This is a genomic window from Hyalangium sp., from assembly GCF_045802625.1.
Lineage (GTDB): Bacteria > Myxococcota > Myxococcia > Myxococcales > Myxococcaceae > Hyalangium.
The window spans coordinates 20,409-35,559 of sequence record NZ_JBJMQP010000071.1 but is presented as its reverse complement, the minus strand read 5'-3'; the positions used below and the strand labels follow the sequence as shown (position 1 = coordinate 35,559).

Genomic DNA, 15,151 nt, shown 5'->3' with positions numbered 1-15,151 from the left:
CCGTGATTCCTCCTGGGCCCGATCTTGAGCAGCGCCTTCTCGACGCCATTCCGAAGATCAGAACGGCGAAGAATGACGGCGTGCGTGCTCCGCACAAGCCGCTGTTGCTGCTGCTCGCGCTGGGACGCGTGCAACGAGGCGAACGAAGGCTGGTTCCCTTCTCCGAGGTGGAGAAGAAGCTAGAAGGCTTGCTGAACACCTATGGCCGCCCGCTTCGTGGCGACCAGCAGCCGGAACTGCCGTTCTGGCACCTCCAGACAGATGGACTGTGGGAGATCCCTGGTGGCGAGAAGCTCGATAAAGGTAAAGGCGAGAAGAGACCTCTCATGACTGAGATGAGGCTCAAAGCCAAAGGTGGGTTTCCTGAAGATATTGATGAGCTCTTGCGGATGAAGCCCGAGCTCCTTCGGCAGATTGCTCACATGCTGCTCGATGAGCATTTCCCAGCGTCGTACCACGATGACCTGGTCACTGCCGTAGGCCTTGATCTCTCAGAGGCTGTGTCCCAGCGCGCAAAGCGGGATCCCGTTTTCCGAGAGCAAGTTCTCAACGCCTATGGTTACAAATGCGCGGTCTGTGGGCTTGCTCCCATCTTGGATGGAATGAGCACGGTCCTTGTCGAAGCCGCGCACCTTCGCTGGCACTCGCATGGCGGCCCGTCGACCATCGAAAACGGTATCTGCCTTTGTCCGCTCCACCACAAGGGCTTGGATCTCGGTGTCATTGGTATCAGTGGCGACTCTCGTGTCCTGATCTCCAGTCGGCTCCATGGTGACGAGGTCACCGAGAAGTCCTTCGGGCAGTACCATCTTCAATCCTTGCGCGGCCCCGTTCACGGCCACGCGCCTGTTCGAATGGAATACGTGAAGTGGCACACGGAGGAGGTCTTCAAGAATCCGGCGCGACCATCCCTGTGAAAGGCTGGCCCTTTCAGGTGATCAACTGATCGTCACCAAGATCGAGATCGTCGAAGTCAACGCGGGGCAGGTCTGTCATGGCAGGAGGTTGGCTTCGGGGAGTGGCGGGGCGGACTGGCCCCACTTCTTCCGTTTAATAAGCAGTATCTCATACAAGCTGTCCTTTGGGCCGATGTGCCAGTCCATGATCAATCTGCCTTGCTCATCCCATCTCTTCTCCGCGATCCCGATGCCCAACTCGCCAAGCACTTCGGAGATGAGGCGTCCCTGCTCGTTCCACTCGCGCTTGTAGCCATGGAGCCCTCCGTACCAGAGGGTCATCTCCTCCTTGCGTTGGCCTGAGCGATACCATTCGCGACTGGGGCCGTGTCGCAGCCCGTTGAGATGATACTCTTCACTCCGAAGAGTGCCGTCTGGGAAGAATTCGACGGCGATCCCGGTGAAGGCTTGGCCCTTCCAGAACATCAACTGCTCTTCACCTACATCGATCTCTTCGAAGTTGACACGGGGCAATTCTGTCATGGCAGGATTTCAACTCCAGGTGGAAGAATGGCTTTGCAGTTCGGGCAAGGTGGCGGAATACCCTCGATCTTTGTCGCGCCTCGGAGGGAACGGTTATGGAGCACAAACTCAGAGAGTTCTTGAGGCTCGATTGGGCGGCCCAGCACCGCTTCTCGTTCATATAGAGCCCGGTTCAAGGCGACGATCTCGGAGTGCGCGCCGGGATCCCCTGCGCGCTCAGGTGTGACTCCACCTGTCTTTTTGAGGTAGTCAGCAAGCCTTTGCTGCAGGAGTGGATACAGATTGTCAGGCGGGCGTTCTTGATTGATGCCAAAGAACGTTCTCCCCGTCCGCGTGTCGAGAACGCCTGTGAGGACTGGGCCGCGTTCCCTGAGTGAGAGGACCTCGACCAGATGGGCGGCGCGCAGGCGGACCGCCTCGACGAAGGCTCTCTCTACGTCCGGCGTCATGTACGGCGCGGAGCTGTTGCTCGTTGCCTGCGGATGGGCGAGGTCCAGCGCTTTGTCTACGGCTACGCCCACCGCCAGCGCAGCGAAGAACTCCGCCGCCGCACCAAGCCGGGACACGTCCGTCTGCGTGAACATCTCCTTGCCTCGGCCCACCTGCCAGCCCCGCTCGAGCGCGAAGTGGAGGGGATTGGAGTCCCTGACCAGCCCGTAGAGGCCCACCTGCAGCCGGATGGTGGCCGGGTGCGTGAGCACGTAGTGGGCCACAATCCTCCGCCTGTTCTCGAAGTGAGCGTACTTCTGCTCGGCGGCCGCTCCTTCCCCCACCCAATGCGCCGCTTCTCGAGTTTCCTGCGGAGTCAACTTGCCTGGCTCGACGGGTGGGTGCATGCGCAGGGGGGCAGGGACCGTAGGCGCGGTCATGGCCTGGAGATACTCGACTTCCCAATGGGAGAGCGAGTGGAGCCACTGGTCGGGATGAACCTTGGGCCCCGAGGACCACCAGGCTGCGACATCCCCAGGCTTTTGCAGGCGGACGAGCTGTTGGACCACGTCTCTCTCATCAAAAACACGGAGCCCCTCGACGGAAGGTGAGGCCAGCCACCGAGGACCGCTGGCCTTGACGATGCGCCCGGACAGAGGGGTATCAGCCTGGGTTCGCAGGGCCGCTGTCCCCACGTGCAAGCCGATCGAACCGGGTAGGGAGTTCCATCCACCGGTGGGGCTCCGCGGCGGCTGGCCTGCCGCGAGGTACGGGGCCACGGCTCGACACCAGAACAGCTCGCATTGTCCCGAGGAGCAGAGCGCGAGCACGCTTCTTTCGTCGCATTCCTCTTCGAGCGTCGAGAGGTCTTCCGCGGCTGTTCCCTCTTGAGCGGGTCCCGTGGATGCGCAAGCGACCATCCAGCCGCACAGCATCAGTCCGATGAACCGCACGAGACCCCTCATGGAAGAGAACGCTGGGGGATGATAGCGTAGGAGGTTGGCATGCAGTGGCACTGCGTGCGATGTGGCGGCAAGGATAGGTGGTGTGCTCGGCCATGCCAGAAAGGGGACGCAGCGGCGTGTCCCGAGGGCTTCTTCTGCGCGGACGCTGAGCCAGAGCCCTTATGTCTGCCTACGTGTGAGGGGCGCGGGTGCCCTACAGGGCAGCGCTGCGTTCGGTACGAAGGAGGTTCCTCGGCGTGCGCGGAAGTGTACGGGCCTCAGTGCCAGCAGACCTCGTGTCCGCGAGGCGGCGAGTGCGAGGTGGGCTTCGATTCGGCGCGTCCAGGCAAGGTGTGGCTGGAGTGCATCGAGCGGTGTGGCGATGGGTACCCTCCGTGTAGCGATGGACTGATCTGCGACGCATGGTTGTGCAGAGCTCCGTGCAATCCGCAGGATGCTCATCCGTGCATCGAAGGCTACCTCTGCAAGCAGCAGCGGCCGGAAAGGCCCGTTACGTGCCAGCCGGACTGGTAACCAGGCTCTGATCAGTGAGTCCGCTCGCACGCTCCGTGTGAACTCGGGGGCGCTGTGCTGGACCGTTTCCCGGTATAGCCTGGGGGCATGGCGCAAGCGCCCGACGACAACTTCTCCGAACTCTCCCAGTACACGCTCGACCGCCACTCCCTGCAGATGCTGCCGGAGCCGTTCTGCCGCCGCCACTTCGTCGTGGTGCTCGGCAAGGTCGACCCCGCGGCTCCCAACGCGACGGTCACCGTCGGCATGCTCAACCCCGAGAATCCGCACATCATCACCCGGATCGGCGATCTCCTGGAGCGCCCCATCCGCCCCGTGCGGCTCAACCGCTACGAGATTGAATCCGCGCTGGAGACTGGCTTCGGCGCCGGACCTCGCGTCACGGCGGATCTCGTCATCCGGCCGCGTCCTCCCTCGCGCGCCCAGCCCACCGCCGTGGAGCTCGTTGACACCATTCTCTCCTCGGCCGTGGAGAAAAAGGCCTCGGACATCCACATCGAGAGCTACCCCGGCGACGTGGATCTGCGCCTGCGCATCGATGGCATCCTCCACCAGATCTACACGGACATGAGCCCGGAGATCGTCCAGGAGGTCGTCAACCGCATCAAGATCCTCGCCGAGATGGACATCACCGAGCACCGCAAGCCCCAGGATGGGCGCATCCAAGCCGTCATCGACCGCGGCGAGGACAACCGGAAGGTCATCGACTACCGCGTCAGCGTGGTGCCCAGCCCCGCCGGTGAGGACGTCGTCATCCGCATCCTCGACTCGCACGCGGGCCTCGTCCCGGTGGGGCAGCTCGGGATGAGCGCGGACATGCAGCACGTGCTCCTGCAACTGCTCAACAACCCCGAGGGCCTCGTGCTCGTCACCGGCCCCACCGGCAGCGGGAAGACCACCACGCTCTACTCGGCCCTGGCCCAGCTCAATGATGGGCGCCGGAAGATCATCACCGCCGAGGACCCCATCGAGTACTTCGTCCCCAAGGTGAACCAGAAGCAGGTCAGCCCGCAGATGCCGTACCCCGTGCTGCTGCGCGCCCTGCTGCGCCAGGATCCCAACGTGCTCCTCATGGGAGAGATTCGCGACCTGGAGACGGGCAGCACCGCCCTCAACGCCGCTCGCACCGGCCACATCGTCCTCGGCACGCTCCACACCGCGGACGCCGTGGGCGCTGTCGGCCGCCTGCGAGGGCTCGAGCTGGATGACACGGACATCGCGGACGCGCTGCTCGCGGTCCTGGCCCAGCGGCTCGCGCGCCGCATCTGCGAGAAGTGCTCCGAGCCACGCGAGCCCACTGATGAACAGAAGGCGTTGCTTGGCCACCTGCTGGATGGCGTGAAGCTGATGGCGGGCCGGGGCTGCGACTACTGCCACCATACCGGTTATCGCAAGCGCGTCGGTCTCTTCGAGCTGCTCGTGCTGGATGCGGAGCTGCAGGATCTCATCGCCTCGGGGGCCCACAACGCGCAGATCCGTAAATACGCCCGCGAGCACTTCTTCAAGACCATGGTCGACGACGCGCTGGAGAAGATCGCCGCGGGCCTGACCACCGTGGACGAGCTCATCCGCGTCATCCCCTATCGGCACATCATCGCCACCCGGGACGAGCGGCACGGGTGACCCTGAGCGTGCCTGCTCAAGAGTTCCTGAGCACCAGCGCCACGAGCACGAGGACCGCCAGGACCAGGAGCACGGTCACCGCCACCTTCGCCCAGGAGAGGGGCTTCTCACCGAGGACGCAGCGCGCGTCCTGCCCGTGCACCACCACGCGGTACAGCTTCTTCTTGAAGCGGTACGCGAGCACGTAGGCCGGCAGCGCGTAGTGCGAGGTGTCCAGCCCCGAGAGCACCACCGCCACGCGCAGGTTGCGATGGCGGCTGCCCGGGAGATCCGCCTTCGCGATGTGCTCGCGGGCCATGTTCTCCACCGCGGCGAGGATCTGCCGCCGCGCCCCCGAGCGCGTCACGTCGAAGAGCTCCACCTGCGCCTTGGGAGGGCCGTCGGGCTCGGGCTTTGCCTTGGAGAGCTCGTAATGCGAAGAGAGCTTCTCTGTCTCCTTGAGCGTCAGGCCTCTCGACGCGGAGACGAGGATGCTGTCGAGGACGAGCTGAGTCTCTCCCGAGTGCGGCGCCCAGTTGCTCCGATGCGCCCCCACATTGGTATCGGCCGTCCAGGTGGCCTGGACCGTCGCGTTGAGGTTCCAGCCAGGCCACCACAGGGGCCGCATCGAGTCCAGCGCCGAGCGGCTCGCCAGATCCTTGGGCCGGAAGAAGCCTCCCGTGCCCAGGAACGCCGCCAGCGCCTCGTGCGCCTGATCAGGCCCCACCTCGAAGGGGACGAACCGGTCCGCCTGATCGATCGGATCCTCCTGCGTCTCCAGGCGCATCTCCGACGCGCAGTAGGCGCACTTGGGTGCCTGCGCCTCCACCGAGTACGCCATGGCCGCCCCACAGTGGCTGCAGCGGATCAGGCGGGCGCGCTCGCGATCCACGGTGCGGGCGACCCTCGGCGTGGGCAGCGCGCAGACGGGGCAGCGGAGGTCCTCGGCCTCCAACCGGCTGTGGCAGCGTTGGCACTGCGCCTCGACGGAGGTCATCGCAGCCCCTTCCCGTGCGATGACAGCAGGAGGTACAAGCCGCCCAGCACCAGCAGGCCCAGCACCACGGCGATCAGCACCTTCACCCAGGACACCGGCACCCGGCCGTGCACCTTCCCCGTCTGCCCGTTCACCAGGAAGCGCAGCGGCGGCGACTTCGGATCATGCCGCAGGGCCAGCACCCAGACGGGCAGCAGGCACACCACCAGGGACTCCTGATGGAACCGGGTCGAGTACTGCAAGTCCCGATGCGAGTCCCCCGGCATGAAGGACGCGAGCCGCTGGCGCAGGTGCTCCACCACCTCCGCACGGGCCTGCTCCTGGCACTGCTGCGGGGGCAGCGAGGGCTCCTCGCTGATCCACCCGGCCACGAGCGCGTCGTCGTAGCGCCGCAGGGCTCGGAGATCGAACGGCTCGATGTGCTCCAGCTCGTCATTGGGCAGGCCCGAGGAGGCGGTGACGAGCACATCTGGGATGTACTCCGCGTGGCGGCCTCGCAGCGGGCGCCACTCGGTCCGAGTCACCTGCCGCGTCTTGGTGACCGTCTTCCCGTTCTCCGTCGTCGTGTACGTCTCCGTCTCCGTGTAGTCCTCGCCGATGGTGGCGCTGAAGTCGGACTCGGCCAGCGCGCTGTAGAGCCAGGCCGGCACGTAGATGCCCCGCAGCTCCTCGACCGAGGCGTTGCGGACGCTGGAGGGCGCCCAGAAGCTGCGGCGGAGCAGGTTCTCCCGCGCCAGCTCCCGGGCCTTCTGCGGCGTCTGCACGAAGCCGAGCGCGAAGGTAGGCGGTGGCCGGTCGGGAGTCGGCGGGCGCTCCACCACGGAGGGCGCCGCGCAGTACGGGCACGTCGCGGTGCGCAGCGTGTCCGCCACCACGAGCTGGGCCCCACAGGACTGGCAGGAGAGGTTCACCCCAGGGGGCTCCTTAAATTAAGCGCGAGCTACTCGGAGTCGTAATGAGAGCGGACACGGGCTGGGTGGGGTGTGCGCCGGTTCAGCCCAAACGCCTTGCGGTACTGCCAGCGCATGAAGAAGAACCCCATCACCGCGAGCAGGATGAAGGTGAAGAGCGAGCCGAAGATCATGATGCTCCAGCCATGGAACTTCGCCATGAACCACATGACGAAGAGGCAGGAGACGAAGAACCCGGCCATGTCCAGCAGTGTGCGGATGACGCCGATCTCGGCCAGGGGGAACACCAGGCGCAGGCCCAGCACGGAGCCGATGAGGCAGATGATGGGCGCGAACACCAGCGCCGCGTTGGCGTCGAGGAGGCTGGCGTCCCGGACGAAGACCCCCACGAAGAGGGCCATGATCTCCAGCACCACCACGAACATGGAGAACCCCATCACCGCGCTCGCGATGAAGCGTCCGTCCTCGTCCGTCTTGCCTCCCCTGCCGATGAAGGCCGCCAGCGTGCCTACGACGGGGATGCCCACGGCCAGCAGGAGGATGAGCTGCGCGTGCAGCTCGCCCCACTGGTAGGCCGCGTCGAAGAACTCATTCAGGGTCATGGTTGCGAGACGTCTCCCCGGTGGTCAGGCACCCCACCTGTCATCATCTTAAGAAATTCGCTGGGGGTGGCGCGAGGGTGCCTCCCCGAGCCGCACCCCACGTGTCATCGAGCAGGCGAACATAGGGGGCTGGTGCCTCAGGATTCGCGGCACAGCCGGTCCACGCGCTTGAGCAAGGTGGGCAGCCGCGACGGCCCGTGCATGCGCTGGATGCAGGCCGCCGCGGCCTGGACGTCCACTCCCACGGCAGTCACGAGCAGGGGGCGCTGGCTCTGCCCACGCAGCACCGGCACCGCGAGCCGGCTGGCGTGGAAGGCCGTCTTGGCCACGCCGATGACGGGCACTCGCCGCTCGAGCGCTTCGTACAGGTGGGCGCCCAGCCCAGGCCGATCCTCTCCCGCGAGCCACACGTAGCCGTCGATGATCACCGTCGTTAGCGGGTCGGGCACCTGCGCCAGCACGCGCAGCAGGCCGGGCAGTTCCCGGCGGTAGAACTCGCCAGGGACATAGGGCTCGGCCGGAGGCCCCCGGTCGATGAAGTGCGCCGCCTCGGCCTCGTCGCCCCAGTCCCGGAAGACGACGCACGCCGCCACGGTGGCGTCTGGCCGGTAGTCCACATCGACGCTGGCGATCATCAGGCTTCCTCCAGGACTCAAGTGGCGGTCGCGGCGAACCGCAGCAGCGCGTCACCTGTCATCCGGCACAACTGCCACTCGGGAGCCACCAGTGCCCCCAGGGACTCGTAGAACTGGATGGCCGGCGTGTTCCAGTCGAGCACCATCCACTCGAAGCGCCCGCAGTCGCGCTCGACGGCGATCCGAGCCAGCCGCGCAAGCAGCGCCTTGCCGTGTCCCCGCCCGCGGTGCTCGGGCAGGACGAAGAGGTCCTCCAGGTACAGGCTCGGGCTGCCCAGGAACGTCGAGTAGGTGTGGAAGTAGAGCGCGTAGCCCACCACTCGCCCCGGCTCCTCGGCGAGCAGCACCTCGGCGTAGGGCCGGGCGCCGAACAGGTGCTCGCGCAGCCGCGCCTCGTCGACGACGACCTGGTGCGAGAGCTTCTCGTAATCGGACAGCGCTCGGATGAGGTGGATGATGGCGGGGACGTCTGCGGACGTAGCGGGGCGGATCATGCGAGCGATGGTAGCGCCTGCGTGCCGGTAGCGCGTGCTCGGGATTCGGGCTCCGCGTATCTTGCCCCTGGGCGCCCGTGCCTGGCGCGAGCGGGAGGCCGACATGGAGACGGGCAGACCGGAGTTCGGCCCACCCCAGACATGTTCTGACGCGCGAGCCCCGCCGCATGCTGGCGGAGGCGCGTGAACGGTAGTAGGCGTGGGCACTCTGCCAGGAGCAAGAGCATGCGCGCATTCGTCACGGGTGGTTCTGGATTCGTGGGCAAGCATCTCATCGCGGCCCTGCGTGAGCAGGGACACACGGTGCGAGCCCTGGGGCGCTCCGAGGCCGCCCAGAACGAGGTGCGTCTGGCGGGCGCCGAGCCGGTCCCGGGAGATCTCTCGGACGTGGAGGTGCTCAAGCGCGGCATGGAGGGCTGCGAGATCGTCTTCCACTCGGCGGCGTACGTGAAGAGCTGGGGCCCCCGCGAGGCCTTCTTCGAGGCCAACGTGCGCGGCACGGAGAACGTGCTGGAGGCGGCGCGGGGGGCGGGGGTTAAACGCCTGATCCATGTCAGCACCGAGGCGGTGCTCGTGGACGGCTCGCCGCTGGTCAACGTGGACGAGACGCGGCCTCTTCCGGAGAAGCCCATCGGCAATTACCCCGCGACGAAGAACGCCGCGGAGCGGCTCGTCCTCTCGGTCAACTCGCCCGAGTTCACCACCATCGCCATGCGCCCCCGCTTCGTCTGGGGCAAGGGCGACAACGCTCTGCTCCCCAACATCATCCAGGCGGTGAAGTCGGGGAAGTTCCGCTGGTTCAACGGCGGCCACTACAAGACGTCCACCTGCCATGTCGCCAACTGCGTGGAAGGGCTCCTGCTCGCGGCGGAGAAGGGCGTCGGCGGCCAGGCGTACTTCCTCACGGATGGCGAGCCGGCCGACTTCCGCGACTTCATCACCGCGATGCTGAAGACCCAGGGCGTGACGCCGGGCAGGGGGACCATCCCCTTCGGGCTGGCGATGGGCCTGGCCTCGGTGTCCGAGGTGCTCTGGAACTTCCTCTCGCTTCCGGGCAGCCCGCCGGTGACCCGAGCGGAGGTACTCCTCGTGGGCCAGGAGGTCACCGTGAGCGACGCGAAGGCTCGCCGGGAGCTGGGCTACCAGGGGCGAATGACACGGGAGGCGGGGCTGCGTGAGATGGAGCAGGCGAAGCCCTGAGCCCGGGCCGCCGTCCGTAGTAGCCTGGGGGCTCCCACGCCGGAGGTCCATGGCATGCGCAGGTTCGAGTTCGTCGAGGGCACCAGCTCCAAGTTCTGGAACCCGGAGCTGCAGGGCAGCACCTTCATCGTGACCTACGGGCGGATTGGGACCGCGGGGCAGCGCAAGGAGAAGGGCTTCCCGGATGAGGAGAGCGCGCGCCGCGAGTACGACAAGAAGGTCGCGGAGAAGCTGCGCGAGGGCTACCGCGAGGTGACCGAGGGTGGCGAGGCGGCTCCCGAGCCCGCCGCCCCGCGCAAGGAGAAGGAGCCTCCTCCCAAGCCCGAGCTGCCCCCGAGGCTGCGTCCGGCCAAGCCGACGGCGGAGCAGGTGGCGGCGGCGGCCCAGGCGCTCTCGGCGCTGGAGGCCCGGCTGGGCAAGCGGAGCTGGCAGGTGAACCACCTCGTGCGGCGCGCCCGGCGAGCGCTGCGTGCTCTGGGCGGAATCGATCCGGCCACCCACGCCACGCTGGGGCCCGCGTTCGAGTCACTCATGGGGCGCGTGGTGGCTCCCGCGGGCAAGGGGCGGCTCCCGCTCCGGCTCGCGATGGCGCTGCTGGCCGAGCTGGATGTGGCGGCGTTTGTCCGGACCACGCAGCAGTGGAAGCGTGCTCCGGCCGGGGCTCCGGCGGCAGGAGGCCCCGCGGCGGTGGTCCGCGAGGCGGAGGCGCTGTCCAACCCAGAGCTCGCGCTGCGCGTGGGGCTGCTGCTCTCCGAGCGCACCGACTTGCGAGGCGGCTCCGAGGTGGGGTGGCAGCGGCGCTGGAATGCACTCAAGCCGCACCTGGAGGCGCACCTGCAGGGCTCGGGCGGGGCGCTGCAGACCCACCTGCGCGCCATCGAGACGGGAGGAGATGCGCACCTCGCGCAGCGTGTCGCGCGGATGGGGGCATGACTCACATGCTAGCTTCGCGGGCATGAACGGACCCTCGAAGTGGTGTCTGCCCGTGGCGCTGCTGCTGCTGGCCTCGGGTTGCTCATCGGGAAGTGCGGCGACACGAGGAGGCAGCTCGCCCGATGCTCGCGCGGACGAGCTGGAGGAGCACAACCGCGCGCTCCAGGCGGAGCTCAGCCAGAAGAATGCGCAGGTGGAGCAGGCCTTCGCCTCGGCCACGCGGGCGGAGAACGCGGCCGGGCTGCAGAACCTTGGGTGCGCCGGGGTGATGCCCGCCAAGGCCCCGCCGAAGGGACTGCCTCGCTCGGGTGAGGTCCACGGCAAGCTGGGCCTGGCCCACCAGAGCTACAAGATGACGGCCACCTTCTCTCCGCCCCGCGCCGCGGGCAACTGGCGTGTAGTGCAGGGCAACTGCCGGGTGACGTCGCCGTGAGCATCCGTTCGAGCTCGAGGCTTGCGCTCGCGGCGCTGGGAGTGTCCGCGCTGCTGGGAGGTTGCTCCGCGGACCCGCGCTTGCGCGTGCAGCGGCTGGAGGAGGAGCAGCGGAACCTCAACATGGCCATCCAGGCGGCGGATCAGACCGTCCAGGCCTCCTCCGCGTACCAGGCGGAGCTCGCCTCTCCCGGGCAGAGCGGGCCGGCGTTCTCCATGTATTTCACGCCCGCGATGCTGGAGCAGCTCGCCAGCCAGACGTTGCCGTACCGGATGCCCGGGCGGGAGTTCAACAGCAAGCTGGAGGGGGAGATCGTCCTCGAGAAGCTCTCGGGCTTCCGGTTCATCTCCCGCAACCGGGTGCTGTGCCAGGCGTTCCTGCGAGGCGTGAACGTGCGCTACACCGGCAGCGTGCCGTCGTTCGCCAAGAAGCAGGTGCAGGACTTCCAGAACGCCATCGCCAATGGAGTGTTGGCCGACCTGGAGGTGCAGCTCACGCTGGAGGGCAACATCCTGCACGCCAAGGCGCAGGCCACCTCGGCCCGGCTCGTCTCCAAGCGCGACCCCAGCGCCGAGGACACGCTGAAGGATGAGATGAACAAGCGGGCCCTGCGCTCGCCGCTGAACTTCGACATGACCATCGCGGGCAGCGGCTCGGCGCCGCGCCGGCTGATGGTCACCGGCAACCACGTCGTGGTCACCTATATGCAGTAGGTGCCAGCCGTCCTCCGCGCCCTGGGCCTCCCCGTGCAGACGAGGAGGCCCGGGCCCGGGCTACTCCTTGGACTCGGGCTTCTTCTCCGCGCCGGGCTTGTCGATCTCCTCGGCGGGGAGGCCCTTGGCCGCCTCCAGGTAGCGCTTGTCCTGGATGCGCTTGCGATCCTTCTTGCTGATGGACTCGGGGATGATGACCGTGGGCTCGCCGCCCGAGGCCTGCTCCACGATGATGCCGTCGCAGAACATCCACTGCGTCTTGCCGTGGGGCTCCTGGCGCGCGAAGTACAGGTCCCCGCTGCCCACCTGCGTCTTCGCCGTGCAGAACGTCTGCTTGGCGGCCGCCTCGCGCGTGGTGGACTCCTCGCGCCACTTCTTCTCGGCCAGCCGCTGATCCGCGTCGGCCAGGACGGTGGGGGCCTCGGCCAGCTTCGCCTTGGCCTGCGTCACCACCTCGCCGCCCTTCTTGATGAGCTCCGGGAAGGGCGCCTGCTTCTTGAAGCCGCACGCGCTCAGCCCCGCCAGGTTCTTGCCGTGCACCTGCACCACGGGGCCCAGGGACTTGGAGCCCTCGCGCAGCGCCTGCACCTGCTCGGCGTTCGCGTCCGGCTTGGCCGCCTCGTCCGCCCTGGCGATGAACTGCTCCAGCAGCTCGTTGATCTTCTGCAGCTCGGGCGCGAGCTTGCGCGGATCCGCGGCGCACAGCGAGCCCTTCACCAGGCTGTAGTCGCGGTACTCCACGTGGCTGTCACCCAGGGTGAAGCGCTGGGGAGGAGGTGGCTTCTTCGCCGCACAGGCGGCCAGGGCGGCGCACAGGCCCAACAGCAGGATTCGGAGTGCTCTCATGGTGATTGGATCTCCAAGGGGACTGCTTCGTGACAGTGCTGTGACAGGGATGCAAGAAGCAGGTGAGTTATGGGGTCAACCTCTTGAGGCACGGGGAAGGGGCGTTGCACAGTCGTTACCCGGAGGCCGCAGGAGGAGGAATATAGCGATGCGCAAGTCCCATGTCGTCGGGTTGCTCGCGTTGGTCGTCCTCCCTTGAGGTACGAGTCACCACATGAGTCCCAGGGTCCTGAGCATCATCGGCTTCCTCGCGGCGGTAGGCGGGGTGTTCTACCTGTCCCAGCGCGGCAACGGCTCCGGAGACACGGGGAGCAGCGGGCAGGGCAGCGGCGGACCGAGCAAGCCGGCCGCGCCCACGGAGGTGACGGAGATCACCTTCCTCTACAGCACGGAGAAGAAGGAGTGGGTGGAGTCCGCGGCGGCCAGCTTCCAGCAGGAGCACCCCTCCATCAAGGTGAACCTGGTGGGCCGGGGCTCGCTGGACTCGGCGCAGGGGATCCTGGATGGCCGGGAGAAGCCGACGGTGTGGAGCCCGGCGGACTCGGCGGTGCTGAAGATGCTGGAGTCGGACTGGGCGACGGAGCCGTCGCGCGGGCCGCTGTTCGCGAAGGACGGGGAGGATGCGCCGCAGCCGTTGGTGATCACGCCGCTGGTGTTCGTGGTGTGGGAGGACCGGGCGAACGTGCTGTTGAAGGCGGGCGAGGGCAAGGGGGTGTCCTGGAAGACGATCCACAAGGCGGTGGCGAGTGATCAGGGCTGGCCGGCGATTGGAGGCAAGGCGGACTGGGGCTTCGTGAAGCTGGGGCACACGGATCCGACGCGCTCGAACTCGGGGTTGCAGGCGATGCTGCTGGCGACGTTCGAGTACTACAACAAGCGCTCGGGCCTGACGGTGGGGGATCTGCTGGATCCGAAGTACCAGGAGTGGATCAAGCAGCTGGAGAAGGGCGTGACGAAGTTCGAGACATCCACGGGCACGTTCATGACGGACATGGTCCGGTTCGGGCCATCGAAGTACGACATCGCGGTGGTGTACGAGAACCTGGCGATCTCGCAGATCGCGAACGCGCAGGGGCGGTGGGGGAACCTGAAGGTGTACTACCCGCCGTTGACGCTCTGGAGCGATCACCCGGCGGCGGTGTTGCAGGCCTCGTGGGTGACGCCGAACCAGCGGGACGCGGCGCGGCAGTGGCTGGCGTACCTGCGGAGCCGTCCAGTGCAGGAGCGGGCGCTGGGGTTTGGCTTCCGGCCGGCGGATCCGGCGGTGCCCATCAAGACGGGGGATGCGTCCAACCCGTTCACGCGGCTGGCGGAGCACGGGATCCAGGTGGACGTGCCGCCAGTGGCGGAGATTCCGGAGGGTCCGGTGGTTCGCAACCTGCTGACCATGTGGTCGCGCGTGGTGGCCGCCAACCGCTGAAGCCTCTCATCCTGAAGGCATGGCTCCAGGGTGAGCAGGCTCAGATCTGCCCATCCCATCCGTGGTCATTGCGCCGGAATGCGTCTCGAACTTGTGTGACGAGTTCCGGTGCCAGGGGACCGTGCTCCAGGGCGCGCACGTTGCTCAGGAGGTTCTCCAATCGCGTGGTGCCCACGATGCAGCTCGCCACGCCAGGAACGAAGGCAGCGAAGCGCAGCGCGAACTCGCTCCCTTCCAGGCCGTGCGGATCCAACGCCATCTGGCGCATCCGGTCCCAGTAGAGCGCCACGTCCTGGGCCCCCGGGCGCTCCGAGAACCTCCACGGCGCATTCCCCAGCGGGCGCTTGGCGATGACTCCCACTCCGCGCTCCCGTGCCCGCGCCACGCCCCAGTCGATGGCACGCTGGTCGAACAGGTTCACGGATACCTGTATCGACCTGAACCGGCCCATGTTCAGCGCATGCTCCAGCGCGTGGTTGTCCCCGGAGTACGCGGCCACTCGGATCTTGCCCTGCTCCACGGCTCGGGTGAGCGCATCCACCACGCCCGGCCGCTCCAGCACGCCTATGGAGCACGAGTGGAAGTGCATCACGTCGATCACCTCCGTGCGCATCCGCCGCAGCGCCAGCTCGATGCCCTGGGTGATGCACGGCCCCGTCCAGTCCTCCACCCCTGGCACGCCGTAGCCGCACTTCGTCGACAGCACGAACTCCCCGCGCCGCCCCTGCAGGTGCCGGCCGATCCGCTCCTCGGACAGCCCATAGCTGGGCGCCGTGTCGAGCAGGTTGATCCCCGCGTCCAGTGCCCCATGCAGCAGCTTCGCGGCTTCATCCTCGGACAGCGCCGCATCCCCGATCGGCCCGGCTCCAAACCCCAGCGCGGAGACCTGCAGGCCAGTGCTTCCCAGGGGGCGGCGCTCCATCACGTTCCTCCACGCGCGGCCAGATCGATGAAGCCGCGGATCCAGATCAGGTTCACTGCGTGGCGGGACCCTAGCGGAGTCCTCGGGGTGTCTCCAG

At 67.2% G+C, this 15,151-nt stretch carries 16 protein-coding genes; 7 read left to right on the top strand and 9 right to left on the bottom strand.

The window, feature by feature from the left end:
* The first annotated feature begins 2 nt into the window (after positions 1-2).
* Entirely contained in the window at positions 3-917 is a 915-nt protein-coding gene (locus ACJ8AT_RS14320) for a phosphorothioated DNA-binding restriction endonuclease (protein ID WP_407738277.1), read from the top strand.
* Positions 918-992: 75 nt separating this feature from the next.
* Here ACJ8AT_RS14320 and ACJ8AT_RS14315 read toward each other — a convergent pair whose 3' ends face one another.
* Positions 993-1,439, bottom strand: coding sequence for a toxin-antitoxin system YwqK family antitoxin (locus tag ACJ8AT_RS14315; protein WP_407738276.1), 447 nt, complete (start codon positions 1,437-1,439; stop codon positions 993-995).
* A complete protein-coding gene (locus ACJ8AT_RS14310; RefSeq protein ID WP_407738275.1) occupies positions 1,436-2,821 on the bottom strand; it encodes a YwqJ-related putative deaminase in 1,386 nt (461 codons plus the stop codon). Before ACJ8AT_RS14310 ends, ACJ8AT_RS14315 begins: the two co-directional genes overlap by 4 nt.
* 612 nt (positions 2,822-3,433) lie before the next feature.
* Here ACJ8AT_RS14310 and ACJ8AT_RS14305 point away from each other — a divergent pair.
* Positions 3,434-4,969, top strand: a complete 1,536-nt coding sequence (locus tag ACJ8AT_RS14305; RefSeq protein WP_407738274.1) for a GspE/PulE family protein — start codon at positions 3,434-3,436, stop codon at positions 4,967-4,969.
* A gap of 16 nt (positions 4,970-4,985) precedes the next feature.
* Here the strand turns inward: ACJ8AT_RS14305 and ACJ8AT_RS14300 are convergent, their stop codons facing one another.
* The 5 genes from ACJ8AT_RS14300 to ACJ8AT_RS14280 all read right to left on the bottom strand — a co-directional run bounded on the left by ACJ8AT_RS14300 (position 4,986) and on the right by ACJ8AT_RS14280 (position 8,587).
* Positions 4,986-5,945 (bottom strand): zinc ribbon domain-containing protein, encoded by a 960-nt coding sequence (locus tag ACJ8AT_RS14300; RefSeq protein WP_407738273.1) that lies wholly within the window; start codon positions 5,943-5,945, stop codon positions 4,986-4,988.
* Complete coding sequence (locus tag ACJ8AT_RS14295) at positions 5,942-6,856, bottom strand: hypothetical protein (RefSeq protein ID WP_407738272.1); 915 nt, start codon at positions 6,854-6,856, stop codon at positions 5,942-5,944. The genes ACJ8AT_RS14300 and ACJ8AT_RS14295 overlap by 4 nt, the downstream gene beginning before the upstream one ends.
* Positions 6,857-6,885: 29 nt before the next feature.
* A complete protein-coding gene (locus ACJ8AT_RS14290) occupies positions 6,886-7,458 on the bottom strand; it encodes a hypothetical protein (protein WP_407738271.1) in 573 nt (190 codons plus the stop codon).
* Positions 7,459-7,595: 137 nt separating this feature from the next.
* A complete protein-coding gene (locus ACJ8AT_RS14285; RefSeq protein ID WP_407738270.1) occupies positions 7,596-8,093 on the bottom strand; it encodes an endonuclease V in 498 nt (165 codons plus the stop codon).
* 17 nt (positions 8,094-8,110) lie between these two features.
* Entirely contained in the window at positions 8,111-8,587 is a 477-nt protein-coding gene (locus ACJ8AT_RS14280) for an N-acetyltransferase family protein (protein ID WP_407738269.1), read from the bottom strand.
* Positions 8,588-8,812: 225 nt separating this feature from the next.
* Here ACJ8AT_RS14280 and ACJ8AT_RS14275 point away from each other — a divergent pair, with 225 nt between their 5' ends.
* From ACJ8AT_RS14275 to ACJ8AT_RS14260, 4 genes are read left to right on the top strand one after another with little or no spacing between them, the layout of a single operon-like run.
* A complete protein-coding gene (locus tag ACJ8AT_RS14275; RefSeq protein WP_407738268.1) occupies positions 8,813-9,787 on the top strand; it encodes an NAD-dependent epimerase/dehydratase family protein in 975 nt (324 codons plus the stop codon).
* Between the two features lie 54 nt (positions 9,788-9,841).
* Complete coding sequence (locus ACJ8AT_RS14270; RefSeq protein WP_407738267.1) at positions 9,842-10,720, top strand: WGR domain-containing protein; 879 nt, start codon at positions 9,842-9,844, stop codon at positions 10,718-10,720.
* Between the two features lie 22 nt (positions 10,721-10,742).
* Positions 10,743-11,153, top strand: a complete 411-nt coding sequence (locus tag ACJ8AT_RS14265) for a hypothetical protein (RefSeq protein ID WP_407738266.1) — start codon at positions 10,743-10,745, stop codon at positions 11,151-11,153.
* Positions 11,150-11,866 (top strand): hypothetical protein, encoded by a 717-nt coding sequence (locus ACJ8AT_RS14260; protein ID WP_407738265.1) that lies wholly within the window; start codon positions 11,150-11,152, stop codon positions 11,864-11,866. The genes ACJ8AT_RS14265 and ACJ8AT_RS14260 overlap by 4 nt, the downstream gene beginning before the upstream one ends.
* A 60-nt stretch (positions 11,867-11,926) precedes the next feature.
* Here the strand turns inward: ACJ8AT_RS14260 and ACJ8AT_RS14255 are convergent, their stop codons facing one another.
* The gene (locus tag ACJ8AT_RS14255) at positions 11,927-12,712 is read right to left on the bottom strand and encodes a hypothetical protein (protein WP_407738264.1); all 786 of its coding nucleotides are present in this window, start codon (positions 12,710-12,712) and stop codon (positions 11,927-11,929) included.
* A gap of 214 nt (positions 12,713-12,926) precedes the next feature.
* Here ACJ8AT_RS14255 and ACJ8AT_RS14250 point away from each other — a divergent pair, with 214 nt between their 5' ends.
* Positions 12,927-14,132: a substrate-binding domain-containing protein gene (locus tag ACJ8AT_RS14250; RefSeq protein WP_407738263.1), complete on the top strand. Its 1,206-nt coding sequence runs from the start codon at positions 12,927-12,929 to the stop codon at positions 14,130-14,132.
* A 40-nt stretch (positions 14,133-14,172) separates the two neighbouring features.
* Here ACJ8AT_RS14250 and ACJ8AT_RS14245 read toward each other — a convergent pair whose 3' ends face one another.
* A complete protein-coding gene (locus ACJ8AT_RS14245; RefSeq protein ID WP_407738262.1) occupies positions 14,173-15,054 on the bottom strand; it encodes an aldo/keto reductase in 882 nt (293 codons plus the stop codon).
* Positions 15,055-15,151 lie beyond the last annotated feature (97 nt).

Bases quoted from the DNA above. Each gene is read 5' to 3' on its own strand.
- ACJ8AT_RS14300 (WP_407738273.1), bottom strand. From the start codon at position 5,945: ATGACCTCCGTCGAGGCGCAGTGCCAACGCTGCCACAGCCGGTTGGAG.
- ACJ8AT_RS14305 (WP_407738274.1), top strand. From the start codon at position 3,434: ATGGCGCAAGCGCCCGACGACAACTTCTCCGAACTCTCCCAGTACACG.
- ACJ8AT_RS14255 (WP_407738264.1), bottom strand. From the start codon at position 12,712: ATGAGAGCACTCCGAATCCTGCTGTTGGGCCTGTGCGCCGCCCTGGCC.
- ACJ8AT_RS14265 (WP_407738266.1), top strand. From the start codon at position 10,743: ATGAACGGACCCTCGAAGTGGTGTCTGCCCGTGGCGCTGCTGCTGCTG.
- ACJ8AT_RS14250 (WP_407738263.1), top strand. From the start codon at position 12,927: ATGAGTCCCAGGGTCCTGAGCATCATCGGCTTCCTCGCGGCGGTAGGC.
- ACJ8AT_RS14315 (WP_407738276.1), bottom strand. From the start codon at position 1,439: ATGACAGAATTGCCCCGTGTCAACTTCGAAGAGATCGATGTAGGTGAA.
- ACJ8AT_RS14280 (WP_407738269.1), bottom strand. From the start codon at position 8,587: ATGATCCGCCCCGCTACGTCCGCAGACGTCCCCGCCATCATCCACCTC.
- ACJ8AT_RS14285 (WP_407738270.1), bottom strand. From the start codon at position 8,093: ATGATCGCCAGCGTCGATGTGGACTACCGGCCAGACGCCACCGTGGCG.
- ACJ8AT_RS14270 (WP_407738267.1), top strand. From the start codon at position 9,842: ATGCGCAGGTTCGAGTTCGTCGAGGGCACCAGCTCCAAGTTCTGGAAC.
- ACJ8AT_RS14245 (WP_407738262.1), bottom strand. From the start codon at position 15,054: ATGGAGCGCCGCCCCCTGGGAAGCACTGGCCTGCAGGTCTCCGCGCTG.
- ACJ8AT_RS14290 (WP_407738271.1), bottom strand. From the start codon at position 7,458: ATGACCCTGAATGAGTTCTTCGACGCGGCCTACCAGTGGGGCGAGCTG.
- ACJ8AT_RS14275 (WP_407738268.1), top strand. From the start codon at position 8,813: ATGCGCGCATTCGTCACGGGTGGTTCTGGATTCGTGGGCAAGCATCTC.